This window comes from Rhodococcus sp. NS-SX18, from assembly GCF_057367935.1.
In genome coordinates, this window is sequence record NZ_CM170633.1 from 651560 (window position 1) to 675605 (window position 24046).

The following is a 24046-nucleotide window of genomic DNA, read 5'->3' on the forward strand; positions in this document are numbered from 1 at the left end:
TCGCATCCGGCTCCGACAGGGTTACAGTCCCAGCGCGGCCAGGGCCTGACCGACGTTGCCGACCTCGATCGGACCGCCGTCGGAGCCCGGGGGCCGCGACGTCCGCCGTCCCGCCTGCGCGAGTTCGTGCGGCACGATCGCGCGGCCGAAGCCGAGCCGGCTCGCCTCCGCGATGCGTCGGCCGGCTCCGGTGACGCGGCGGACCTCGCCGGCCAGGCCGACCTCGCCGAGCAGTACCGTGCCCGGCGGCAGGGGGCGTTCCCGCGCGGCCGACGCGACCGCCAGGGCCAGCGCCAGGTCCGCCGCCGGATCGGTGATGCGCATGCCGCCGACGGTCGAGGCGTAGACGTCGCACTTGCCGAGCGGCAGCCGGCATCGCCGCTCGAGCACGGCCAGCACCATCGCGACCCGCGCCGCATCCAGGCCGCTGACGGCGCGCCGGGGTGCAGGGTTCTGCGTCGGCACGACCAGGGCCTGCAGTTCGCCGAGCAGGGGCCGTTTCCCGTCCATGGTGACGGTCACGGCGGTCCCGGCCACCTCCTCGGTCCGGTGGTGCAGGAACAGTCCCGACGGATCGCTGACGCCGACGATGCCGCCCTCGGTCAGTTCGAAGCAGCCCACCTCGTCGGCGGCGCCGAAGCGGTTCTTCACACCCCGCACCATGCGCAGGGTGGAGTGCTTGTCGCCCTCGAAGTGCAGAACCACGTCGACCAGGTGCTCGAGCGAGCGCGGCCCCGCCACCGCACCGTCCTTGGTGACGTGCCCGATCAGCAGCACCGGGACACCGCTGGCTTTGGCGAGCGAGGTCAGCGCGCTGGTCACCGCCCGGACCTGGGTGACGCCGCCGGACACGCCCTCGACGTCGGCGGCGAGCATCGTCTGCACGGAGTCGACGACGAGCAGGGTCGGTTTCACCTGCTCGATGTGGCCGAGGACGGTCGCCAGATCCGACTCGGCGGCGAGAAAGACACGTTCGTGCACGGACCCGGTGCGGTCGGCGCGCAGGCGCACCTGGCCCGCAGATTCCTCCCCGGTGACGTAGAGGGCCCGGTCGTCGCTGCCGCGCTGCGCCCAGCGATGGACCACCTCGAGCAGCAGTGTGGACTTGCCGACGCCGGGCTCTCCGGCGAGCAGTACCACCGAGCCGGGTACGACGCCGCCGCCGAGCACGCGGTCGAGTTCCTCGATGCCGGTGGGCTTCGCGTGGGTGGTCCTGCTGTCGACGAGGGTCAGCGGTGTGGCGGGGGTGGTCGGGAGCAGTGCAGCGGCCCCGGCGCGGGCGAGCGAGGTGCCGGGCCGCGCCGCCACCGCGGTGGGCAACGCCGGCGCCTCGTCCATCGAACCCCACGTCCCGCAGTCCGGGCAGCGGCCCACCCATTTCGCGACGGTGTGCCCGCAGTCGGTGCACCGGTAGGTCGACTTCGTCTTTGCCACCGCGCCAGCCTAGGGCCGGGGGCCGACACGACAGGGTGCCGACATGAGAACGGGGCCCGGACCGAGTGGAGTGCTCGGCCCGGGCCCCGGGAGTGTCGGGGTGCCGGTCAGTGACCCTCGCCCTCGACCGGCGACTTCTCGGAGACGTTGCGCTCGACCTCGGTGCCTGCGTCGACCGGGACCTGCACGGTGACGTCGCCGGCTTCGGCGAAGGTGAACGTGACCGGAATGGTCAGGCCCGGGCGCACGCCCTCCTTCAGGCCGGTGAGCTCGACCTGGGCGACGGACGGGGTGTCGGAGGACTCCGCGGCCTCGGCGGGACGCGGGGACTCGTCGGTTGCGGCCTCGGCGGTCGCGTCCTCGGCGAGGGTCTCACCGGTCAGGCCGGCCGAGATCGACGCCTGCGGCTCGATGCGCAGGCCGGACACGCCGGTGGTCGACGACGCGAAGTCGGTGGTGATGCGGGTCAGCTCGTCGGGGGTGGTCTCGCTCAGGTTGACCACGGTGAAGCCGAGTGCGGCCTTGCCTCCGGGTTCGAGGCTGTACTCCTCGGAGTCCGGGTAGATCACGTGCACGTTGCGCAGCGCGATGTCCCCGACTTCGGCGCTGTTGCCGTTGACCGCGGCCACCTGGGTGGCGGTCTGGCTGATCTGGCCGGCGCCGCAGGCGGACAGCGTGAGCGCCGCCCCCGCGGCCAGGGCGAGAGCGGTCGCGACTCGGCGAGTCGGCGCTTTGAGAGCAGTCACGGGTTGTCCTCCACTCGAGTAAGGCTCGCAATCCACTAGGCAGAGTAGTAGTAGAAGAGCGCCGAGTCTGCGCCGGGGGCGGAAGTCGTGGCTTTCGTCCTGCCCGGGCGCCTCGGTGAGGCCGTCGAGGGTCGCTTCGGGTGACGTGTCGAACATCACGGGATACACGGAACCGATTGGCTGTCAAGTCCTACGCGCACGCCTCTGTGCCCCTGACCTGCGCCGTTGATGGGAGCCGGATGTAAGCACGTGTTAAACTCGAAGAATCGAAAGGGGCACGGGACACATGATTTTCAAGGTCGGAGATACCGTCGTATACCCCCATCACGGTGCGGCGCTGATCGAAGCTATCGAAACTCGCACCATCAAGGGTGAGCAGAAGGAATATCTGGTTCTGAAAGTCGCTCAGGGCGACCTGACGGTTCGGGTACCTGCGGATAATGCGGAATACGTCGGGGTTCGCGACGTGGTCGGGCAAGAGGGCCTCGACAAGGTTTTCCAGGTGCTGCGCGCGCCGCACACCGAAGAGCCGACCAACTGGTCGCGGCGGTACAAGGCCAATCTGGAGAAGTTGGCCTCCGGAGACGTGAACAAGGTCGCCGAGGTCGTGCGCGACCTGTGGCGGCGGGAGCAGGACCGCGGCTTGTCCGCAGGTGAGAAGCGGATGCTGGCCAAGGCCCGGCAGATTCTCGTGGGCGAACTCGCCCTCGCGGAAGGCACGGACGACGTCAAGGCCGACAGCCTGCTCGACGAGGTGCTCGCCGCCGCTTCCTGAGCGGCCACGCGCACCGCAGAACTGCAGATGAACGATCGCAACGGGCCGGTCGTCGGAATCGTTCCGGCGGCCGGCCGTGGCGTACGCCTGGGTGAATCGCTGCCCAAGGCGTTCGTCGAACTCGACGGGCGCACGATGCTGGACCGGTCCGTCGCGGCCATGCTGACCTCGGCGGCGGTCGACCGGGTCGTCGTGGTGGTGCCGCCAGAACTGGTGGCGTCCGTCGCGGCCACGGCGCCGCCGCAGGTGCGAGTGGTGGCGGGCGGCGCAGAACGCACCGATTCGGTGCGCGCCGGACTGGCGGCCGCGGACGACGCCGCCTACGTCTTGGTGCACGACGCCGCACGGGCCCTGACTCCACCGGTGCTGTTCGCCCGGATCGTGGCGGAACTGCGCGGCGGTCGTCGCGCAGTGATCCCGGTGCTGCCGGTCGCGGACACCGTCAAGAGCGTCGACGGCGCGGGCCGAGTCACCGGCACCCCCGACCGGTCCGCTCTCCGCGCGGTGCAGACGCCGCAGGGATTCGCCGCCGACCTGTTGCGCCGAGCCAACGCCGGCGCCGGCGATGCCACGGACGATGCGGGCCTCGTCGAGCGTCTCGGCGAGAGTGTGTACACCGTTCCGGGCGAACCGCTCGCCTTCAAGATCACCACACCGCTCGATCTGGTCCTGGCCCGCGCCGTGCTCGCGGCCGGGACCCCCGTCCGACAGGAGAGATGAGTGCGCGTCGGAATCGGTACCGATGTCCATCCGGTCGAACCCGGACGGCCGTGCCGGCTGGCGGGGTTGCTGTTCGAGGATGCCGACGGATGCGCAGGCCATTCGGACGGTGACGTCGCGGCGCACGCGCTGTGCGACGCACTGCTCTCCGCGGCCGGTCTCGGTGACCTCGGGTCGGTCTTCGGTACCGGCCGACCGGAGATGCACGGCGCGAGTGGGGTGTCGATGCTCGCCGAGGTGCGGCACCTGCTCGACCTGCAGGGCTTCACGATCGGGAACGCGGCCGTCCAGGTGATCGGGAACAGGCCGAAGATCGGTCCCCGCCGCGACGAGGCGCAGCAGGTGCTGTCCGAGGTCCTCGGGGCGCCGGTGTCGGTATCCGCGACGACGACGGACGGGCTCGGGCTGACCGGGCGCGGCGAGGGTATCGCCGCCGTCGCGACGGCACTCGTATTTCCGCGCGACGACGACCGGTAGGATTGCCGGTCGTGACCTTGCGCTTGTTCGACACCGAATCGCGGGCCGTGCGGGATTTCGTTCCGCTGGTCCCCGGCCGGGCTTCGGTGTACCTCTGTGGCGCGACGGTCCAGGGCGAGCCCCACATCGGTCACGTGCGCAGCGGCGTCGCGTTCGACGTCCTGCGGCGTTGGCTCATGGCCAAGGGCCTCGACGTCGCCTTTGTGAGAAACGTCACAGACATCGACGACAAGATTCTGCGTAAGGCCGCCGAGGCAGGTCGCCCCTGGTGGGAGTGGAAGACGACGTACGAGCGGGCCTTTGCGCGCGCCTACGACCGGCTCGGAGTGCTGCCGCCGTCCGTGGAGCCGCGCGCGACGGGTCACGTCACCCAGATGGTCGAGCTGATGCAGCGCCTGATCGACGCCGGCCACGCGTACGCGGCCGACGGCAATGTGTATTTCGACGTGCTCAGCTACCCCGAGTACGGCCGGTTGTCGGGGCACCGGATCGACGACGTCCATCAGGGGGAGAGCGCGGGGAGCGGTAAGCGGGACCCGCGTGACTTCACCCTGTGGAAGGCGGCGAAGCCGGACGAGCCGTCGTGGCCGACGCCCTGGGGCCGCGGCCGCCCGGGCTGGCACCTCGAGTGCTCCGCGATGGCGGAGTACTACCTCGGGGAGTCCTTCGACATCCACTGTGGCGGCATGGACCTGGTCTTCCCGCACCACGAGAACGAGATCGCCCAGGCCAAGGCAGCCGGTGACGGGTTCGCGCGGTACTGGCTGCACAACGGCTGGGTGACGATGGGCGGCGAGAAGATGTCGAAGTCTCTCGGCAACGTGCTGTCCATCCCGAACGTCCTCGCCCGAGTGCGTCCTCAGGAGCTGCGCTACTACCTGGGCAGTGCCCACTACCGGTCCATGCTCGAATACTCCGACGCGGCTCTGCACGAGGCGGCGGCGGGGTACCGCGGACTGGAGTCGTTCGTCCTCAAGACCCGGGACCGGGCCGGTGAGATCCCGGTGGGAACGTGGACCGAGGAGTTCGCCGCCGCCCTCGACGACGATCTCGGCGTGCCGAAGGCGCTCGCCGAGATCCACGGCCGGCGCAGCGAGGGCAACAAGGCGCTCGACGCCGGCGACCTGGACACTGCGGTGCACATCGCCGGACAGGTGCGTGCCATGCTCGGGATCCTCGGGGTGGACCCGCTCGACCCGCACTGGGCCGAGGTGGCCGGCAGCGACTCGGCGGCCCTCGAAGCCCTCGAGGTGCTGGTGGCCGCAGAGCTCGAGCGCCGGCAGGCAGCGCGGGCTGCGAAGAACTGGGCGCTCGCCGACGAGGTGCGCGATCGATTGACGGCGGCGGGCATCGAGGTGACCGATACGCCCAACGGACCCGAGTGGTCCCTGAAAGCAGGGCAGTGATGGCTGGTAATTCTCAGCGACGAGGTGCGATCCGCAAGGGTGGTACCAAGAAGGGACAGGTCGTCGGCTCCGGCGGGCAGCGCCGCCGCGGGCTCGAGGGCCGTGGGGCCACCCCCAAGGCCGAGGACCGTCCGTACCATCCCGCCGCGCGGCGCGCCCGTGCTGCGGCGAAGACCGCCGACAAGCGTGGTCGCAGCACGGCCGGCCGCAAAGGCGAGGACGGCCCGGAGATGGTGCTGGGCCGCAACCCGGTGGTGGAGTGCCTCCGCGCGGACGTTCCCGCGACGGCCCTGTACGTCGCCGTGGGCGCCGAGGCGGACGAGCGACTCAAGGAGGCCGTGCAGCGGGCCGGAGACGCCGGCATCTCGATCCTGGAGGTCCCGCGCGGCGAGCTCGACCGGCTCACCGCCAACGGCATGCACCAGGGCATCGGACTGCAGGTCCCGCCGTATCGCTACGCCCACCCGGACGACCTGCTGGCCGTCGCCCACGACAACCACGAGCGGCCGCTGCTGGTGGCTCTCGACAACATCACAGACCCGCGGAACCTCGGCGCGGTGATCCGCTCGGTCGCGGCGTTCGGCGGCCACGGCGTGCTGATCCCGCAGCGTCGCAGCGCGGCCGTCTCGGCGGTGGCATGGCGAACCAGCGCGGGCGCCGCGGCCCGCCTCCCGGTCGCCCGGGCGACCAACCTGACGCGCACCCTCAAGGACTGGCAGTCCCGTGGGGTCCGGGTCGTCGGTCTGGATGCGGGGGGCGACACCACCCTCGACGATTTCGACGGCACGGACCCCGTGGTGATCGTCGTCGGCTCCGAGGGTAAGGGACTGTCCCGCCTGGTCCGGGAGACGTGCGACTCGATCCTGTCGATCCCGATGGCCGGCGACGTCGAGTCGCTCAATGCGTCCGTCGCCGCCGGTGTCGTGCTCGCGGACATCGCGCGTCAACGCCGCATGCTGTAGCTCCCTCGGCCGTGCGGCCGGTGAAGTCTTATCGGCCGCGCGGCCGGTGTTCGGGGAACCGTTCCGGTTCCGACCGCGTCGAATCGGGTAGACCTGATCGACCGCGGACGGGGGACACATGGCACAACGAACCGAATTCACGGGACGGATCGCTATCGATCCGCCGCTGAACCGACACGAGATCGACTTTCTCGTCGCGTTCGCCGGACCGGCGAGCGGCCCCCACCGGTCACCGGCCGACGGGTTGCCCAGCCGGGGGCGACCGCTGTCGTGGTGCCAGTGGGTACCCACCGCCGACGGCACCGCGCTGGTGTGGAACGGCGGCGAGTGCTTCTACTTCTACACGGAGTGGCTGGCCTACCTGATCGACACCTTCCTTTCGCGCCGGGCGCGGCTGCAGCGTGCCTCGCGTGCGACGGTTCCGTCCGGGAACTTCACCTTCGACCACGTTCTCGCCGGTACGGTCGACGTTCGCACACCGGCGGGCACGCTGCTGCGAATTACCGTGCGGGACAACCATGTCCAGGAGTGTGTCGTCGTGGAGCCGAGCCCTGCGGTCCGGCCGCCGAGAGATGTCGCGGTGTCCTGAGCTGTTCCGCAGTCACCGGACGAGGGTGGCGACGAACCGCACCCGATGCCCCGGTCCGAGCTGTGCGGCGCCGGGAAGATCGGCGGACAGGACGACGGCGATCACCGGGTGGTCGCCGACGACCGGATGGTCGGCAAGGAACAGGATGGGGTTGCCGTCCGGGGGGACCTGCACCGAGCCCGCGACGGTCGGTTCCGGGCGATCGGTCCCGCCACGCGCGAGATGCAGTCTGCCGGGACCCTGCAAGCGGATGCCGATGCGGTCCAGCTGCGGGGTGACGGTCCATGTCTCGTGCAGCAGCGCATGCACCGAACCGGCGCTGAACTCTCCGGAGTGCCGGCCCAGATGCACGCGGAGCATCGCGGGGTCCTCGATCGGGGCCGGCGGCGGGATCTGTTCCTCACCGGGCAGCTCGCCCGCCAGGGTGCCGACCGGTAGCCGGTCGCCGTCCCTGATCCGGTCGGGCCCGGTCCCGGTCAGGGTGTCGGTGGATCGGCTGCCGTGGGTCTCGGGCACGTCGATTCCACCGCGTACCGCCAGATACGAGCGCAACCCGCTCGTCGGATTGCCCAGGGCCAGCGCGGCGCCGTCGTCCAGCCTGAGCGCCGAGTAGTCGGCCTCGGGACGACCGTCGACGGTGACCGGAACGCGGGCGCCCGTCACCGCGACGACGTTCGCGCCGATGCTGCGCACCGTCAGCCCGCCGCCGGTGATCTCGAGCGTCGCCGCAGACGGGTCGTTGCCGACCAGGCGGTTCGCGGCGTCGTGCGCCGTTCGGTCGACAGCACCCGACACGCCCAGCCCCTGGTCCTCGTGTCCCGGCCGGCCGCGGTCCTGGACTGTGGTGAACATTCCGCTGTGGACGACCTCGAGCCCCTGCATGGGGAAATTGTCCTCGCCCCACGCCTGCACCGGGCGAGTCCGGGCGATCTCGCTTCCCCCGAACGCATCGCCCTCGGAGAGCGGTCGGCGTCGAGCCACACGCAGCCGCTTCGAGCACGACCGGAGCGCCACGTCTTGCTGATGTAATACGGTCGATCGTATGCTCAGTTGCATGACGACAGCATCGAAGCCACTCACCGAGGACACCGACCCGCACGTCCTGCCTCCGGCCCAGGCCGCCGCGCTGCTCGAGGGTGCACCGTGGAAGCGGTATGCCGTGTTCGGCGACAGCCTGTCGGTGGGTGCGGGGGATCCCACGCCCGGTTACGACAACCTCGGCTGGCCTGCTCGGGTCGAACGGGTACTTCGGATGGTCGAACCCGACCTCCGCTACCTCAACACTGCGCGCATCGGCGCCACGACGGCGCAGGCGCTGGAGGAGCAGGCCGAGCGGATCGTCGCCTTCGAACCCGATCTATTGCATGTCAACAGCGGTGCGAACGATCTCCTCCGTCGCAATCCCGACTGGGAGCAGATCGAAGACGGTCTGCGCACGATGTACACCTGGGCGGCGGGGACGGGCGCCCAGCTCAGTGTCCTGACGTTGGGCCGCGCATTCGTCATCCCGGCCTTCCCGGACTGGACCGAGCGTGTCGCCCGCCTCAACGACATCACCCGGAAACTCGCCCGCGAGTTCGACGCCGTCCTTGCCGATTCGTGGGACCACCCCCTCAACGACCGTGAGAACCTGCTGAGTGAGGACAAGATTCACTTCGCCACCACCGGGCAGGCCGTCCTCGCGACGTTGGTCCTCGAGCAGCTTGCGGCTCGGGTGGGCACACCCCGGTCCTAGGGGCAGGGCCGGATCCGCCACGAAATCGCTGGAGAATCGGGTGACGTAACATTCCCAGCATGTCGAGCGCGACCCCCCCGTCGTCGGGAACGGCAAGTCCGCTTGTCGGTGACATCACCGACAAGCGGCTTCTCCGGGGCGCCCGAACTCGTCGCGCGGTCCTGGACCAAGCTGTCGACATCGCATCGCTGGACGGTCTCGAGGGGCTGAGCTTCGGACGCCTCGCCACCGACACCGGTCTCAGCAAGGCCGGTATCCAGAGCCTGTTCCGTACCAAGGAGGCGCTGCAGCTCGCCACCGTCGACCATGCCCGGTCGATGTTCGTCGATTTCGTCGTTCGTCCTGCCCTGTCGGCGCCCCGAGGTGTGGAGCGGATCCGGGAGCTGATCGGACGCTGGATCGTATACGCGGAACGGCCACTGTTCGCCGGCGGCTGTTTCCAGGCAGCCAACCTGACGGAGTTCGACAGTCGACCCGGTCCGATTCGGGACAAGCTCGCGTGCAACCAGCAGGAGTGGATCGACGCACTTTCCAGCGAGTTCACCTTCGCCGTCGAGAACGGCGAAATTGCCGCTCTCGATGTGGATCTCGCGGCGTTCCAGATCGACGCAGTACTGAGATCCGCGAACACCGCCATGCGTCTCGGAGACGGAGCGGCGGGGAACAAGGTCCGGCGTGTCGTGGAAGGACTGCTGCGTCCGCCGGGGTGAACCTCCCGACAGGGCGCGGACTCGCGCGTGTGAGCCGGCGCGATCCGATGGCGGGCCCCGTGATTCGGATATCTCCGACTTCGTTGTGGGGCAACAATATGCACAGGAACGCCCAACTCGTCGGGATCCAGGTGGCCGGTCCGGACGTCGTCGAGGTTGTTCGCTGACAGGTTGACGCCGGGGGTGCCCTCGGGCATGATCATCGGCAACGGCGCCGCCGTCGGTCCGACCGGCCGAGGGGGCGCCGGCGCATGGCTGTCGAGACAGCGGCCACACCGGGTAGGGGACCTCGGTGGCAGGTCATTGGGGGGATTCACCGTTACGGCAACACATCTGGATGTCGGTGCACAACGAGGTCGCCGCCGTCCAGGTCGCCGTGCCGGTGATTGATCAGAATGGGCACAGCGCATGATCCTTGGCAGACTCGCCGAATTGGCATGGCGTCTACCTCGCACCGTGGTCGGGGTGGCGATGTTGTTCCTCGTCGTCGCAGGTGTCTATGCAGCGCCGGCCGCAACCCGGCTGCCGTCCGGTGGATACGATGTTCCGTCATCGGAATCAGCTCGGGCAGAACAGATCCTGCACGAGACGTTCCGAGCGGGTGGACTGCCGCTGGTGTTCACGGTCACCGACCCTACAGGGGCCGGCAGTGTGCGAGCGCGCGACGAATCCTCCAGGATTGTTGCGGCACTGGAAGAGTCACCACACGCGGGCGAGATCAAGTCATACTGGACCACCCCCTCCCCTCTCGACCAGGCCCTGCTGAGTGCGGACCGGAACACCGGGCTGGTCGTCGCACGAATCGCCGGCGACGATCGGGACGCACCGATCCGGGCGCACGAGATCGCCGCGTCCCTCGTCGGAACCCGCGACGGGGTGACCGTCACAGCCGGTGGTCAGGCCATCACGTACTACGAAGGCACACAACAGTCCCGAAGCGATCTGATCCGGCTCGAGATCATTGCGGTACCGCTGACCTTCATCGCGCTGGTGTGGGTGTTCGGCAGTCTCGTCGCGGCGCTGCTCCCGCTGCTCGTCGCGGCCGTCGCCGTCGTCGGCACCGGTGCCTGTCTCTGGGCGCTGTACGCCGTCACCGACGTCTCGGTGTTCGCGGTGAACCTGGCGACGGGCCTGTGCCTGGCTCTCGCGGTCGACTACACGCTGTTCATCGTCAACCGATTCCGTGAGGAACGAGATGCGGGGACCGACGCACATGCGGCGCTGGTGCGCACCATGCTCACGGCCGGTCGAACCGTGTTCTATTCGGCACTGACCATGGCGGTGACCCTGGCGACGTTACTGATCTTCGAACCGTATCTGCTTCGCTCCCTGGCATATGCCGGTCTTGCGAGTGTCGGATTCGCGATGGCAGGTGCGCTGTGCGTCGCGCCGGCGCTGATCGTTCTCGCAGGAGCTCGGATCGACGCACTCGATGTGCGAAAGCCGCTGCGACGCTGGATTCGTCGCGAAGCCGTGCCGATCCGTGCCGTCGAGGATTCGTTCTGGTACCGCACGTCGGCGGTGGTGATGCGACGACCGGTCGTCGTCCTGGCGACGCTCACGATCGTGCTGCTGACCCTCGCGTGGCCGTTCCAGGGTGTGCAGTTGGCGTATCCCGACGACCGGGCGCTGCCGGAGTCGACGACTTCGCGCCAGACGGGCGACATTCTGCGCGCCGATTTCGCCCAGGACTTCGCCGGCTCGACGCCGATCGTTCTGACCGGTGCAGTAACGACCGTGCAGCAGGTCGCGGACTACGCGAGGGAACTGTCGACGATCGACGGTGTCCTGTCGGTCAGCAGTCCCGGCGGGGTGTATGCGAAGGGCATGCAGATCAGCCCACTCCGAGTCGATTCGGCAATCTCCGGTGACAGCGCATACGTCACGGTCTCGACCGCGATGGACCCGTACTCGCAGGAGGGCAAAGAGCAGCTCGAACAGTTGCGCGATCTCCGGTCGCCGGCACCCACGCTCTTCGGCGGCCTCGCGCAGCGTGACCTCGACAACGTGCACGGCATCACCGACCGGGCGCCCATCGCAGTTGCGTTGATCGCACTCGCGACGTTCGTGCTCATGTTCCTGATGACCGGCAGCGTGGTGCTCCCAGTGAAAGCGCTGGTCACCAACGCCCTCTCGCTCACAGCCGGATTCGGCGCCATGGTGTGGATCTTCCAGGACGGCAACCTCGGGGGTCTGGGTACCACCGCGACCGGACATGTCACGGCGTTCGTTCCGCCTCTGCTCGCTGCCATCGCCTATGCGCTCTCGATGGACTACGAGGTCTTCGTGTTGTCACGCATCCGCGAGGAATGGCTGGCGACCGGGGACAACCAGCGGTCGGTGTGTGTCGGCCTGGCGCGGACAGGTCGCATCGTCACGGCCGCCGCGGTCGTCATGACGGTGGTCTTCCTCGCGATCACCGCCGGGGAGGTTTCGTTCATGCGCGGACTCGGCCTCGGATTGACCATCTGCGTACTGGTGGACGCGTTCGTGGTGCGCACGTTCCTCGTCCCGGCCGTCATGGCACTGACGGGCCGGTACAACTGGTGGGCTCCCGCGCCGCTGGCCCGATGGCATGCCGGACGCGGACTCCGCGAAGGTGATGCGGTCCCGATCCCAGAACTACGAAAAGAGCAGTCGCTGTGGACAACCTGAACAGATTCGAAACCGAGGCCACGCACGCGGTCGCGCGGGCGGAGTGGTTTCTCGCACTGGTGGTCGTCGTGGTGCTGGCCGTCGCCCATCTCGGCGAGATCGACTGGGTGGCGTTCGTCGCGCTCTTTCTGATCATCGACATCATCGGCTACATTCCAGGCGCGATCGCGTACCGGCGCAGCGCGGACCACGCCGTTGCGAAGGGCTACTATGTCGCCTACAACGTGATGCACAGCTTCCTCACGGCAGCCGCAATTGCGGCGGTATGGTCGCTGATCTTCGGTCCGGAATGGGCGCTTCTCGCACTGCCGATCCATCTGTGCGGGGACCGAGCTCTGTTCGGAAACACCATGAAGCCGTTCGGAATCTCGTTCGAACCGGTGAAGCATCCGGAGTTCGATGCCTTCGACCGTGCCTACCACCGCGTCGGTGTCCGCTCCGACGATTCCACGAACCACAGGGGGTTTCGACGTGCGCTTCCTCGCGCGTGAACGTGCCGTACTCGAGCAGTTCCTGCCGGGACTCGACGACGCGCTGGCCGGTGTCCCGCTCGCGGACCTCGAGGGCAGTTCGGCCCTCGGTATCCCGCTGCTGCGTGATGCCGGCGGAGCCGGACTCGTGATTCCGGTCGAATACAAAGGCAAGGGCGCGAATGCTCTCGATGCCGTCAGGATCCAGCGGGCACTGGGCTCACGGTCGCCGTCCCTCGCCGTGGCGAGCACCATGCACCACTTCTCCGTGTCCAGCCTCGTGCTGCTCGCCGAGGCCGGGGGGAAGGAGTGGCTCGTCCTCGAAGCGATCTCCGCGAAGAACATGCTGGTCGCGTCCGGATTCGCGGAGGGCCGCCCCGACGGCCACATCCTCGCCCCGACCATGGACGCCACGGTGACGGCCGACGGGGTCCGGGTCAGCGGCACGAAACGACCGTGCAGCCTGGCGCGGTCCATGGACCTGCTCACCGCCAGTCTACGGCTGCCCTCCCCGGACGGTCGCGGGGACCGGCTGGCCGTTGCACTCATTCCCGCCGACGACCCGGGTGTGACGGTCGCGCCGTTCTGGTCCAGCTTCGCTCTCGCCGGCGCCGAGAGCGACCAGGTGACGATCGACGACGTCCTGGTGCCTGCGGATCTGGTGGTACTCACGGAGGTGACCGAGGACGGGCGGCTCGACGCCGTCCAGACCGCGGGTTTCGTGTGGTTCGAGCTGCTCATGGCCGCCTCGTACCTGGGTGCGGCCAGTGCACTGGTCGAGCGTGTGCTGTCGGTGGAACGATGCGCCGACGGCGAGCGGATGCAGCTCGTCTCGCGCACCGAGAGCGCGCACGCGGCGATCGAGAACATCGCCCGGCAGGTCCCGCACGCGCAGACGGACGCGGGGCTCCTGGCCGACACCCTGTTGGTGCGGTACGCGGTACAGGACACGATCGCGTCGGTGGTACCCAGAGCGGTCGAACTGCTCGGTGGCATGAATTTCATGACGTCGGACGACGTCGGATACCTCGCTGGGGCCGTCAACGGCCTCGGCTTCCACCCGCCGTCGCGCACGCGAATGGCGGGACCGCTGACGCGCTATTTCGCGGGCAGCCCCCTCGAGATCGCATGAGGAGCGAACAATGACGTGGCGTAGAAAGACACTGTTGTTGACCGGCGGCTCGGGCGTCGTCGGACGGGCACTGATCGACGAGCTTTCGCACGACTTCGACGTGGTCTGCATGCGCAATCGCAACCCGGTCGACGACGTCCGGGTCAGCGAGTTCGCCGGGTCCTTCGCCGAACCGCGGCTCGGCCTGTCCGCCGGCGACTATGCCGTCCTGTCCCGCCGGGTGGATGTGATCGTGCACGCGGCGGCGGAAACCAGTTGGCGGGAGGACCCGCGACGGATTCGTGAGGTCAATCTCGGCGGCCCGACGGCATTGCTGGAGCTGGCGACGCAGGCATCGGCGCCGCTGTACTTCTTCAGTACCGCCTTCGTTGCGGATCCTCCTTCCGCACAGGGGCATTCGCCGGGAGCCGCGGCCTATGTGCAGTCCAAGATCGAAGCCGAAGCGCTCGTCCGATCGCACCCCGTGCCGAGTGTGATCGTGCGGCCGTCGATCGTCATCGGTGATTCGGCGGACGGGCGGATGGCGGCGTTCCAGGGCCTGCATGCGGTGCTGGGAGCGATCGTGCGGGGCGCCGCACCGATGATCCCGATGCCGGCGAGCGCTCTCATCGACTTCGTACCGCAGGACCTGGTTGCGTCCGTCATCGGCCGGCTCGTACGCCAGGAGGTCACCTCCGGCGAGTACTGGCTCACAGCCGGCGACCAAGCCTTGTGCGCACGGCAGATCATGGACCTGTGCATGGGCCTGGCGGGTGACCTGGGTCTGTCGACGCGGGAACCGCGTCTCATCCCTACCGAGGCCGTGGACCGCCTGATCCTTCCGCTGCTGGAGGATTCGCTTCCGGCCCCGCTCCAGGCGAAGTTCCGCGATCTGCTCGAGTTCGCCTGGCTCTTCCAGAGCACCGACCCGCTGCCGAACTCGCTGCCGGAACTGGGCTTCGCCGCGCAGGTCACCACGGAGGAGCTCAGGAAGACGGCCTACCTGTCGATGCGCTACTGGGCGCAGGTGAAGGGGCTCGCGGCCGGTGACGACGACGGGCGGGCAGCGTGACCGCCTCGGGCGTCCGGACCGGGATCGAGGATCTCTGCCGTGCTCACCAGGGCAGTGGCCGAGCCGCTCTCGGCCGTCTGCTCGGTGGCATGGAGGAGGTCGCGTCGGAGGGCGCCTGGGTCGTCGTCGCGGACGGTCGGCGCTTCCTGAACTTCGGCGGCCACGGGGTGTATCTGCTCGGGCACCGGCATCCGGAGGTGACGGCAGCGGTGCACCGGCAGATCGACACGCATCCGATGTCGACGCGTGTCTTCTTCGAACCCACGGGCGTGCACGCGGCGGCTGCCCTGTCCTCCGTCACGCCTGCGGGACTGGACCTCGTGCACTTCGTCAACTCGGGCGCCGAGGCCACCGAGGCGGCGTTGAAGCTGGCCCGGGCGCATGGCAAGACCGAGATCGTCACGACCGTCAACGGCTTCCACGGCAAGACCCTGGGGGCACTGAGCGTCACCGCCCGCCCGGTCTTCCAGAGGCCGTTCGAGCCGCTGCTGCCGGGGGTGACCGCCGTGCGGTACGGGGACGCCGCCGAACTCGATGCCGCGCTTGCCCGGGTCGCCGGCCGGGGCGTCCTCATCGTCGAGCCGGTACAGGGCGAGGGTGGTGTGATCGTCCCTCCTTCCGGCTATCTCGCGGCCGCGGCCGATCTGTGCCGACAGCACGACGCGCTGTTGATCGTCGACGAGATCCAGACCGGTCTGGGTCGCTTGGGCACGTGGTGGGGTATCGACGACGCTCGGATCGTTCCGGACATCATGCTCGTCGGCAAGGGACTGTCGGGCGGTGTCGTCCCGATCTCCGCGATGGTCGCCACAGCAGAGACATACCAACCGTTCGCCAAGGACCCGTACCTGCATTCCTCGACCTTCGCGGCCTCGCCGATCGCGTGTGCGGCAGCCTCGGCGGCGATCCGTGTCATGCGCGACGACGACATCGTCGGCAAGGCGGCGGATCTGGGCCGGCGCCTGGTCCACGCGGTCGGGAACGCCGTGGCGGCTCACTCCTCGGCGCACCGCATCGAGGTCCGCGGCCGGGGTCTGCTGATCGGCATCGAGTTCGCCGATCCTCGATCGGTCGGGGACCTGTACCTGAACCTCGTCGATCGCGGCGTTCTGGTCAACCACTCCCTGAATTCGCCGACCGTGCTACGTCTCACCCCACCGGCCGTCCTTTCCGACGGTGAACTGGACTTCTTCCTGACCGCGTTCACCGACGCGCTGTCCGCTGCCTTTTTCGCCTGAGCCCTACAGCAAGGAGAACCCCCATGCGCAGTGTCACCATGTCGTTCGTCCTACCCGGAATCGACCCGGGCGCCGCCTTCGACCGGATCGGCGACTTCGAGAGCTACCCCCGGCTGACCGAAGCAGTGGTCGCGGTCGAGGTGGCCCCGGGGGACGTCGGCGAAGTCCGGTCCAGCTGGACCGTCAAGTTCCGCAAGGGGCTGCTGCGCTGGACCGAGCACGATGTGCTCGACCGGGAGGCCGGAACAATCGAGTTCACGCAACTCGAAGGGGACTTCGAGGTGTTCGACGGAACCTGGCGCATCGGCCGGACGGAAGACGGCGCGTCGGTGGTCTTCGACGCCCGGTTCGACCTGGGCATTCCGTCACTGGCCGACATTCTCGACCCGGTCGCCGAGGGAGCGCTACGCGAGAACATCGCCCTCATCCTGTCCGGGTTGTTCGGCGAGATACGACAGCCGGCGCTGGCGGTCGACGCGTGACCACCACCCAGGACGCTGCGCAGCACCTCGCGCGGCGAGATGCGCTCGCCGTGCTGCGGGACTGCGCCCACAGCTCGTCCGCGTTCCTCGCACTCAACGAGGGCAACCGGTACTTCACGGTGCCGGGGCGCACCGGGTTCGTCGCCTACCGGCCGATCGGCCGACGATACTGGATCCAGTTCACCGGTGCCGTCACCCCCGAGCACGATCGATCCGCCGTCGACGGTGCCTTCGCCGAAGCGGCGAAGCGCGCCGGGAAAAGGGTCGTGGCCGTTCAACTGGAGCGGTCCGATGCCGAGCGCGCAGCCGCGAACGGATGGGTGGTCAATCAGTTCGGATCCTCGTACAGCATCGATCTCTCCGCATTCAGCCTGCGCGGCCGGAAGTTCGTCAAGACCCGCAACATGATCACCCGTTCGCGCCGTGAGGGGGTGACCGTGCGCGAGGCGACGCCGGAGCAGCTGACCGACCCCGCGTTCACCACCCAACTGGACCGGCTCGATGCCGCGTGGTTGCGGAACAAGGGGCGTCATGTCAAGGGACTCAGGCTGATGGTCGGGGAGCGCGGCGGCGAGGTCCAGGATCAACGCCGGCTCTTCGTCGCCGAAGCCGCCGGCCGGATCGTCGCGTACATCTCCTACTCGCCTGTGTTCGGTGCGAAGGCCGGCTGGCTCTACGACTTGACGCGGCGATCCCCGGACGCGCCACCCGGCGTTGTCGAGCACACCTTCGCCGAGGCGGCACAGGTGCTGCGCGAGGACAATGCGCCCTGGCTGCACCTGGGGCTCACACCGTTCGTCGGCATCGACCCGGACGCTGCTCTTCCGGGTGCGTCCCGCATGCTGACCACCGCAACAGGACTGATCGCGAAGCACGGTTCGGCCGTCTATCCGGCCGCGAGTCAGCTGGCCTTCAAGCTCAAATGGCGTCCCACCCTGGTGACCCCGGAGTACATCGCATTTCCCGGTCGTGTTCGCCTGCGAGATCTCTGGAGTCTCGCCCGGGCGACGAATTCGCTCTGAAAGGAGGAACAATGGTCGATGCGACCCGGTGCCTGGACACGGCACCGATCTGGAAGCAACTGGCGGATTACGTCCCCGATGCACCACGACTTCGCGGGCCGGCCGGGGCCGACCTCGTGGTCGTCGGCGCCGGACTCGCCGGACTCACCGCGGCCTACTACGCGGCCAGGGAACGGCCCGAACTGAAGATCACCGTCCTGGAGGCCGGCCGGATCGGATCGGGGGCGACGGGCGCCAGCACCGGCATCGTCGGTCCCGGTCTGAAGATCCCGCTCGCGTCGCTGAGGAGGAGGTACAGCGATACCACGGCGCGCGCCGCCTTCGGCGCCTCGCAGCACGGGGTGAACCTGCTGCGCGAGCTCATCTGGACCGAGCAGATCGACTGTGATGCGCGAGAGGAACCGCACACGCTCGCGGCGCTCACGCCGCGTCAGCGCGAGCGGATGGCGGCCCATCTGATGCACCTCGAACAACTCGGCTTCGGCGTCGAGTGGCTCGGTCCGCAGGACCTCGTCGAGCGGGCGGGACCGGGATACGTGGCCGGATTCTCGTACGAGAACGTGCTGCTCGTGGATCCATACCGCCTGCTGCTCGGCCTGGCCGACGCACTACGCCGCCGCGGTGTCGAGATCCACGAGCACAGTCGTGTCGTCGACATGCAGCCGGCACGAGGGGGCGCAACCAAGCTCTACACTGCGTCGGCCGACATCACCGCGGACCGTGTCCTGTTGGCCGTGGACGGGTACGCGCAGAAGCTCAATCCCTTCCCGAACTCGGTGGTGACGATCCGAGCTCACGTACTGGCCACCGAGCCGCTGAACTCCGAACAGCGCGCTGCGCTCGGCTGGAACGGTCGTGGCGGAATCATCGACCAGCGAAACTATTTCAACTACTACCGAATGACCGCCGACCACCGGCTGGTATTCGGCGGGGGACCGGTCGTCGTACCGACCGGCGATCCCGTCCCCGACGCCCGCACCGCGGATGCGGTACAGCAGAGACTCCGTCGCGAGATCGGTGAGAGATTCCCGATTCTGAAGGATGTTCCGGTGGTGGCGAGATGGACTGCGTTGGCCGGGAGTACCGAGGACCGGCTGCCGGTCGTCGCTCCGGTGCCCGGACGGCCCGGTGTCCTCTACGCGGGCGCCTGGTGTGGTCACGGTCTGTCCCTCGCCGTGGATTCCGCCTGGCGATTCGGGCGGACGGTGGGCGGCAGTGCGGCCGACAGCGCACTGCCGTGGACCCGCCTGCGGGGCCTGGCGCTGCCGAAGCCCGCCCTCGAGGCCGGCACGAGGGCATACCTGAGGATGCTCGACCTCGCCGATCGGCACGACCTGCGGACCGGATCGCCGAAGTCCCGGGAGGACGTGTCCGGGCGCGTCGCTCCGGCCGAGGAAGGACTCTTCTCATGAGCGCGAAGATCGATTCGACCGTCCTGGCGCCGTCGACGGACGACATCCCGCCCGGTGCCGCGACGCAGGATCCCGGGCCGCCGAGCGGTGCGGGCGACCGTGAGAGCGCGAGTATCTCGAGCCGGACCGGTGAACCGTCCGTCGAGACCGCCGACATCGTGATCGTCGGCGCCCGGATCGCGGGATGTGCACTCGCCGTCCGCTTCGCGGAGGCGGGAAAGCGCGTGGCGCTGCTCGACCGTGGTGAGCGGGAAACGGATGTGCTCTCCACTCACTACCTGCAGGACCTGCGGCTGTGGGACGAGCTGGGCGTGCTGCGCGAGTTGCACGAGTTCGGTTCGCCGCCACTGCATTCCACTCGAACGGTCATGGACGGAGTGGATATGTCCGTGCATCACCCGCAGTGGCCGCGGATGTGTGTGCGACGTTCGGGTCTCGACGAGCTCCTGCGTCGCAGAGTCGAAGCCGTCGGGGTGCCGGTGCGCACCGGCGTGACGGTGCGACGGCTGCTGAAGGAGCACAACGGACGGGTTCGGGGGGTGCTGGCGACGAGAGCGGACGGCAGCGAGGTCCGGATCCTGGCACCACTGGTCGTGGGTGCGGACGGCAGGAACTCGACGGTTGCGAAGCTCGCGGGTTCCGCCAAGTACGCGGTCACCACCAACGATCGCGATGCCGTCTGGCGGTACTACCGGAATCTGCCGGTGCCGCCCGAGTTCCAGCTGGTTCGCGACGGCCGCGACATCTATTTCATGGTCCCGTGCGACGACGGCCTGACCCTGGTCGTCGCCCAACCGCCTCGCGACGATCCCCGCGATTACCGGAACAGGGAGGTGTTCGAGGAGAACGCGCAGCGCATCATCCCCACGTTGCGCGGTCTCATGGCCGCCGCGGAACAGGTCGGTGACGTCCGCCAGGTACGTCGGATGGACGGCTACTTCCGGGAGGCGGCGGGTCCGGGCTGGGTGCTGATCGGCGACTCCGGACACTTCAAGGACGTCATCACCGGCCAGGGGATCTCCGACGCTCTGCGGCAGGTACGGATGTTCACCCGCACGGTGCTGCCGGAATGGGGGAGCCCGCGCACCATCGACCGCGCTACCCGACGGTGGTGGAAGGAACGCGACGCCGAAGCGCGTCCGATGTACTACTTCTCCCGGTCGATCGGACTGGGTCTTCCGACCAACTCGGTGGACATCGAACTGTTCCGCTACATCAGTGCGTCCCGCCGGCGCCGGGACAATCTCACGCTCATGCTGAGGCACGAGTACAACCCACGCAGGCTGATGGGTCTGCCCGCGGCGGTGTCGATGGTCCGTGCCGCGAGTCGGCCGCACAATTCGGTGGTCTCCGTCGTCGACGATGCAAGGGCATCGCTGTACCGGCAGTTCGGCCGGAAGCAGGCGAGGTGACATGATGGTGCGCAATCGATTCCAGTCCGGCTGGCGGCATCCCGATCTCGGCGAACGCGGCGACGTGCGCATCGGGTCGGGTGCAGTGAAATACTTCGAACGCGGAGACGGCGAACCGATCGTCCTCGTCCACGGCGCGATGGTCAACGCGAACCTGTGGCGTCGGGTCGTGCCCCAGCTGTCGAAGCAGTTCCGGTGCGTGACGCTCGACCTGCCCTTCGGATCGCACGATACCGGCATGCCCCACGTCGACCTGTCACTGCCCGGGCTGGCACGACTGGTCGTCGACTCGATCGAGACGCTGGGACTGAGTGGCGCAACCCTGCTGGCGAACGACACGGGTGGCGCGGTCGCGCAGCTCGTCGTCGCACAACGTCCCGATCTCGTCGGACGCCTGGTCCTCACCTCCAGTGATGCGTACGGCGACTGTCCGCCCGCGGCATTCGGCTTCTTCAAGCTCGCGGCATCGGTGCCCGGAGGCCTGCTCCCGATTCTCGCGCCGATGACGGTGCGGTCCTTGCGGCGGCTGCCGATCGCCCAGGGCTGGCTCACCCGACGGGCACTTCCGTCACACATCTCGGATTCGTATGTGCTGCCGGCGATCCGGGATCGCGGAGTGCGCCGGGACCTGGCACGAGTGGTGACCGGTCTGCAGTCGCGGCACACACTGGAAGCAGCGCGGCACTTCGACAGGTTCGACGGTCCCGTCCTCGTCGCGTGGTCCCGAGAGGACCGATTCTGCCCGCCGGCCAATGCGCACCGGCTCACGAGGGACTTTCCGGATGCACGGCTGGAATGGATCCAGGACGCCTACACCCTCGCACCCGAGGACCGACCCGAGCGGGTGGCCGCACTCGTCTCGCACTTCATCACCACGACCGAAACGAGAGTCCCTCATGACCGATGATCGTCGCGCATGGTGGCGCCATCGCAGTCTCGGCACACGGCGCGAGCTCACACTGTCCACCGGCCGGCTCGCCTACTTCGAGGCCGGTGCCGGTGAACCGATCGTTCTCCTTCACGGTCCACTCACGAATGCGAACGTCTGGCGCAAGGTGGTTGCCGCTCTGTCCGGGCGCTTCCGCTGCATCGCGCTGGACCTTCCCTTCGGCGCCCATTCCGTCCCGATGCCCGAGGCGGATCTGTCCTTCGCCGGATTGGCGGCGATCGTGACGGAGGCGCTCGAAGAACTCGATCTGCACGAGGTGACGCTGGTCGGCAACGACGGCGGCACCCCCGTCGCTCAACTCGTTGCCACGACGCGGCCGGACCTCGTCCGACGGTTGGCCCTGACGGCCGGCGGCGCGTACGACAACTGCCCGCCGCGGCGGTACCGGGCGATCATGAAGGCCATCGCCTACGCGCCGGCGGCGCGTGAACTGATTCTCGGCCCGTTGCGCATCCGGGCCCTGCGACGGCTGCCGGTGTCCTACGGCTGGCTCACGCGCCGACCCGTCGAACCGGCCACCTCCGACTCGTGGGTCCTCCCGGCTCTCGAGAGCGACGCCGTCTACGCAGACCTCCGCCGTATGCTCCGCAGCCTGGAACCGAGCGCTGTCCTCACGGCCGCAGAGTCGTTCGGTGACTTCCCGGGGCCGGTGCTCGTAGTGTGGTCCCGGGAGGATCGCGTGTTCCCACCCGAACACGCCGAGCGTCTGGCCGGAGATTTCGCGGATGCCGGACTCGAGTGGATCGCCGACTCGTGTTCGCTGCTTCCCGAGGACAAACCCTTCGAAGTGGCACAGCTGCTCGCAGACTTCGTGCAGCGCACCAGCTCGGTGCCGGCTGCCGCAATCTCGACGAACCAGGAGAGCTGAGACGATGCTGGAAATCAGTAGACCCGATGTGGCTGACGACACCCGCACCTTCGACGTCGCCATCATCGGTGGCGGCATCGGCGGAACCGCGCTCGCGGCGATCCTCGCCCGCAACGGCGTCCGGGTCGTGATGATCGAAGCCGGCGGACATCCACGCTTCGCGATCGGGGAGTCGACGGTGCCGGAGACGATCGTCGGGCTGCGGGTGCTGGCGCGTCGCTACGACGTCCCGGAGCTGGGATACCTGGCCGGGCACAACACACTTCGGCGGAAGGTCAGTGCCGCATCCGGGGTGAAACGCAATTTCGGATTCGCGTACCACCGCGAAGGAGAGCCGTTCGCGGCCGAGGAATGCACACAGCATCCGACGTGGAGCCCGCCCATCGGCCCGGATTCGCACTTCTTCCGGCAGGACGTCGACGCCTACATGTTCCAGGTCGCGCTGTCGTACGGTGCGACGGGTCTGACCTACACACCGGTCACCGCGGTCGACTTCGACTCCGACGGGGCAACCATCCGGACCGCGTCGAGCGGTGACTTCCGGGCCGGCTTCGTGGTGGACGCGGGAGGCATGCGCAGTCTGCTCGGCGAGCAGCTCGATCTGCGCATCGACCCGCCGTACCGGACCCGGTCCCGCACGATCTTCAACCACTTCGTGGGTGTCGAACCGTTCGACCGCGTGGCCCCGCCGCGCAAGCAGCACCTGATGCCGAGCCCGTTCTCCCAGGGAACGCTGCACCACCTGTTCGAGGGCGGCTGGGCGTGGGTGATTCCCTTCGACAACCACGTGGGCACCACCAGTCAACTGTGCAGTGTCGGGATCAATCTCGACATCGACGTGTACCCGAAGCGAGACGACGAGACGCCGGAGGAGGAGTTCTGGGCGCACGTCAATCGCTTTCCCACGATCCAGCGGCAGATGCGGGCGGCCCGGGCGGTGCGGCCGTACACGTCCTCGAACCGGAGCCAGTTCGCCTCGAAGCAGATCGTCGGCGATCGCTGGGTCCTGCTCCCGCACGCGTCCGACTTCATCGATCCGCTGTTCTCCAGCGGTCTCGCGGTCACCATGATGATCCTGAACGCACTCGGTCACCGGCTGATCTCCGCGGTCCGGGAGGGCGACTTCTCGGTGGAGCGGTTCGAGTACGTCCAGACCTGGACGAAGCGGTCGTTCCGGTACTACGACGATCTCGTCAGCTTCTCGTACACCTCCTGGGACCATTTCGACCTGTGGAATGCGTGGCACCGGGTGTGGTGCCTGGCCACCATGTACGGCGCCAACGCGCAGATGCAGACCGTCATGGAGTACGAGAAGACCAGGGACAAGGCGGTGTTCGATCGGTTGGAGCAACCGCCCTACCGCGGGTTGCAGGCCGTCGACAATCCGCGGTTCGCTGCGATGTTCGATGCGGCGTGCGCGGCAATGCAGGCATACCGCGACAAGGAGATCGACGCGACCGAGGCCGGCCACCGCATCCACGTCGCGCTGAAGGAGAGCGAGCTGGTTCCGTCCGCGCGGTGGACCGGTTGGCGAGCGCTAGACCCGGACAATCGTCTGCCCACGGGTGAGTTCACGCTGTGGGATATGACCCGGCTTCTGCTGTGGGGCAAGTACGCCAGTCCGTCCCACATCCGCGGAACCTACTTCACCAACGGATTCGCCGGAGTGGCTAAGGAAGCGGGCAAATTGTATCTGTCGGAGCTGCGCCACGGCAGCGGGCTGAGCATGCAGGTGGCCCGCGACATGGTGTCGTATCGGAACCGGGACTGGCGTCGGGTCGGCGGACTCGACTAGGCGAAT

23 protein-coding genes are annotated in these 24046 nt (G+C 68.4%); 20 read left to right on the forward strand and 3 right to left on the reverse strand.

What is annotated here, in order from left to right:
• Nucleotides 1–21: 21 nt before the first annotated feature.
• A complete protein-coding gene (gene radA / locus AC2IPW_RS03030; RefSeq protein ID WP_040781902.1) occupies nucleotides 22–1434 on the reverse strand; it encodes a DNA repair protein RadA in 1413 nt (470 codons plus the stop codon).
• A gap of 107 nt (nucleotides 1435–1541) precedes the next feature.
• Complete coding sequence (locus AC2IPW_RS03035; protein ID WP_003935975.1) at nucleotides 1542–2180, reverse strand: copper chaperone PCu(A)C domain-containing protein; 639 nt, start codon at nucleotides 2178–2180, stop codon at nucleotides 1542–1544.
• Nucleotides 2181–2466: 286 nt separating this feature from the next.
• Here AC2IPW_RS03035 and carD point away from each other — a divergent pair, with 286 nt between their 5' ends.
• From carD to AC2IPW_RS03065, 6 genes are all read left to right on the forward strand, one after another.
• Entirely contained in the window at nucleotides 2467–2955 is a 489-nt protein-coding gene (gene carD, locus AC2IPW_RS03040) for an RNA polymerase-binding transcription factor CarD (RefSeq protein WP_003935974.1), read from the forward strand.
• Between the two features lie 27 nt (nucleotides 2956–2982).
• Nucleotides 2983–3675, forward strand: coding sequence for a 2-C-methyl-D-erythritol 4-phosphate cytidylyltransferase (gene ispD / locus AC2IPW_RS03045; protein ID WP_003935973.1), 693 nt, complete (start codon nucleotides 2983–2985; stop codon nucleotides 3673–3675).
• Nucleotides 3676–4152 (forward strand): 2-C-methyl-D-erythritol 2,4-cyclodiphosphate synthase, encoded by a 477-nt coding sequence (gene ispF / locus AC2IPW_RS03050; protein WP_003935972.1) that lies wholly within the window; start codon nucleotides 3676–3678, stop codon nucleotides 4150–4152.
• An 11-nt stretch (nucleotides 4153–4163) separates the two neighbouring features.
• Nucleotides 4164–5558, forward strand: a complete 1395-nt coding sequence (cysS, locus tag AC2IPW_RS03055; RefSeq protein WP_416062603.1) for a cysteine--tRNA ligase — start codon at nucleotides 4164–4166, stop codon at nucleotides 5556–5558.
• The gene (rlmB, locus tag AC2IPW_RS03060; protein WP_003935970.1) at nucleotides 5558–6520 is read left to right on the forward strand and encodes a 23S rRNA (guanosine(2251)-2'-O)-methyltransferase RlmB; all 963 of its coding nucleotides are present in this window, start codon (nucleotides 5558–5560) and stop codon (nucleotides 6518–6520) included. The genes cysS and rlmB overlap by 1 nt, the downstream gene beginning before the upstream one ends.
• A gap of 118 nt (nucleotides 6521–6638) precedes the next feature.
• Entirely contained in the window at nucleotides 6639–7109 is a 471-nt protein-coding gene (locus AC2IPW_RS03065; protein WP_371384115.1) for a glycoside hydrolase family protein, read from the forward strand.
• Between the two features lie 12 nt (nucleotides 7110–7121).
• On the opposite strand, the gene AC2IPW_RS03070 is transcribed toward AC2IPW_RS03065, so the two are convergent.
• Nucleotides 7122–7991, reverse strand: coding sequence for a 5-oxoprolinase subunit C family protein (locus AC2IPW_RS03070; RefSeq protein ID WP_486376249.1), 870 nt, complete (start codon nucleotides 7989–7991; stop codon nucleotides 7122–7124).
• Between the two features lie 172 nt (nucleotides 7992–8163).
• On the opposite strand from AC2IPW_RS03070, the gene AC2IPW_RS03075 reads away from it, so the two are divergent.
• From AC2IPW_RS03075 to AC2IPW_RS03140, 14 genes are all read left to right on the forward strand, one after another.
• The gene (locus AC2IPW_RS03075) at nucleotides 8164–8844 is read left to right on the forward strand and encodes an SGNH/GDSL hydrolase family protein (protein WP_003935967.1); all 681 of its coding nucleotides are present in this window, start codon (nucleotides 8164–8166) and stop codon (nucleotides 8842–8844) included.
• A gap of 59 nt (nucleotides 8845–8903) precedes the next feature.
• On the forward strand, nucleotides 8904–9554 hold the full coding sequence (locus AC2IPW_RS03080) for a TetR/AcrR family transcriptional regulator (protein ID WP_486376250.1): 651 nt from the start codon (nucleotides 8904–8906) through the stop codon (nucleotides 9552–9554).
• Between the two features lie 408 nt (nucleotides 9555–9962).
• Nucleotides 9963–12209 carry an MMPL family transporter gene (locus AC2IPW_RS03085; RefSeq protein ID WP_486376251.1) on the forward strand — a complete coding sequence of 749 codons (2247 nt, stop codon included), beginning with the start codon at nucleotides 9963–9965 and terminating at the stop codon, nucleotides 12207–12209.
• 68 nt (nucleotides 12210–12277) lie between these two features.
• A complete protein-coding gene (locus AC2IPW_RS03090; RefSeq protein ID WP_486376252.1) occupies nucleotides 12278–12700 on the forward strand; it encodes a hypothetical protein in 423 nt (140 codons plus the stop codon).
• A complete protein-coding gene (locus tag AC2IPW_RS03095) occupies nucleotides 12681–13811 on the forward strand; it encodes an acyl-CoA dehydrogenase family protein (RefSeq protein WP_003935963.1) in 1131 nt (376 codons plus the stop codon). Before AC2IPW_RS03090 ends, AC2IPW_RS03095 begins: the two co-directional genes overlap by 20 nt.
• Nucleotides 13812–13821: 10 nt before the next feature.
• A complete protein-coding gene (locus tag AC2IPW_RS03100; protein ID WP_486376253.1) occupies nucleotides 13822–14862 on the forward strand; it encodes an SDR family oxidoreductase in 1041 nt (346 codons plus the stop codon).
• The gene (locus tag AC2IPW_RS03105) at nucleotides 14859–16100 is read left to right on the forward strand and encodes an aspartate aminotransferase family protein (protein ID WP_486376254.1); all 1242 of its coding nucleotides are present in this window, start codon (nucleotides 14859–14861) and stop codon (nucleotides 16098–16100) included. The genes AC2IPW_RS03100 and AC2IPW_RS03105 overlap by 4 nt, the downstream gene beginning before the upstream one ends.
• Nucleotides 16101–16123: 23 nt before the next feature.
• Nucleotides 16124–16582 carry a type II toxin-antitoxin system RatA family toxin gene (locus tag AC2IPW_RS03110; RefSeq protein ID WP_003935960.1) on the forward strand — a complete coding sequence of 153 codons (459 nt, stop codon included), beginning with the start codon at nucleotides 16124–16126 and terminating at the stop codon, nucleotides 16580–16582.
• Nucleotides 16579–17604, forward strand: coding sequence for a bifunctional lysylphosphatidylglycerol flippase/synthetase MprF (locus AC2IPW_RS03115; protein ID WP_486376255.1), 1026 nt, complete (start codon nucleotides 16579–16581; stop codon nucleotides 17602–17604). Before AC2IPW_RS03110 ends, AC2IPW_RS03115 begins: the two co-directional genes overlap by 4 nt.
• An 11-nt stretch (nucleotides 17605–17615) precedes the next feature.
• Nucleotides 17616–19016 carry an NAD(P)/FAD-dependent oxidoreductase gene (locus AC2IPW_RS03120; RefSeq protein WP_486376256.1) on the forward strand — a complete coding sequence of 467 codons (1401 nt, stop codon included), beginning with the start codon at nucleotides 17616–17618 and terminating at the stop codon, nucleotides 19014–19016.
• Nucleotides 19013–20428, forward strand: a complete 1416-nt coding sequence (locus AC2IPW_RS03125) for an NAD(P)/FAD-dependent oxidoreductase (protein ID WP_486376257.1) — start codon at nucleotides 19013–19015, stop codon at nucleotides 20426–20428. Before AC2IPW_RS03120 ends, AC2IPW_RS03125 begins: the two co-directional genes overlap by 4 nt.
• 1 nt (nucleotide 20429) lies before the next feature.
• Nucleotides 20430–21335, forward strand: a complete 906-nt coding sequence (locus AC2IPW_RS03130; protein ID WP_486376258.1) for an alpha/beta fold hydrolase — start codon at nucleotides 20430–20432, stop codon at nucleotides 21333–21335.
• Nucleotides 21325–22245: an alpha/beta fold hydrolase gene (locus tag AC2IPW_RS03135; protein WP_486376259.1), complete on the forward strand. Its 921-nt coding sequence runs from the start codon at nucleotides 21325–21327 to the stop codon at nucleotides 22243–22245. The genes AC2IPW_RS03130 and AC2IPW_RS03135 overlap by 11 nt, the downstream gene beginning before the upstream one ends.
• A 4-nt stretch (nucleotides 22246–22249) precedes the next feature.
• On the forward strand, nucleotides 22250–24040 hold the full coding sequence (locus AC2IPW_RS03140) for an NAD(P)/FAD-dependent oxidoreductase (RefSeq protein WP_486376260.1): 1791 nt from the start codon (nucleotides 22250–22252) through the stop codon (nucleotides 24038–24040).
• The last annotated feature ends 6 nt before the right edge of the window (nucleotides 24041–24046 follow it).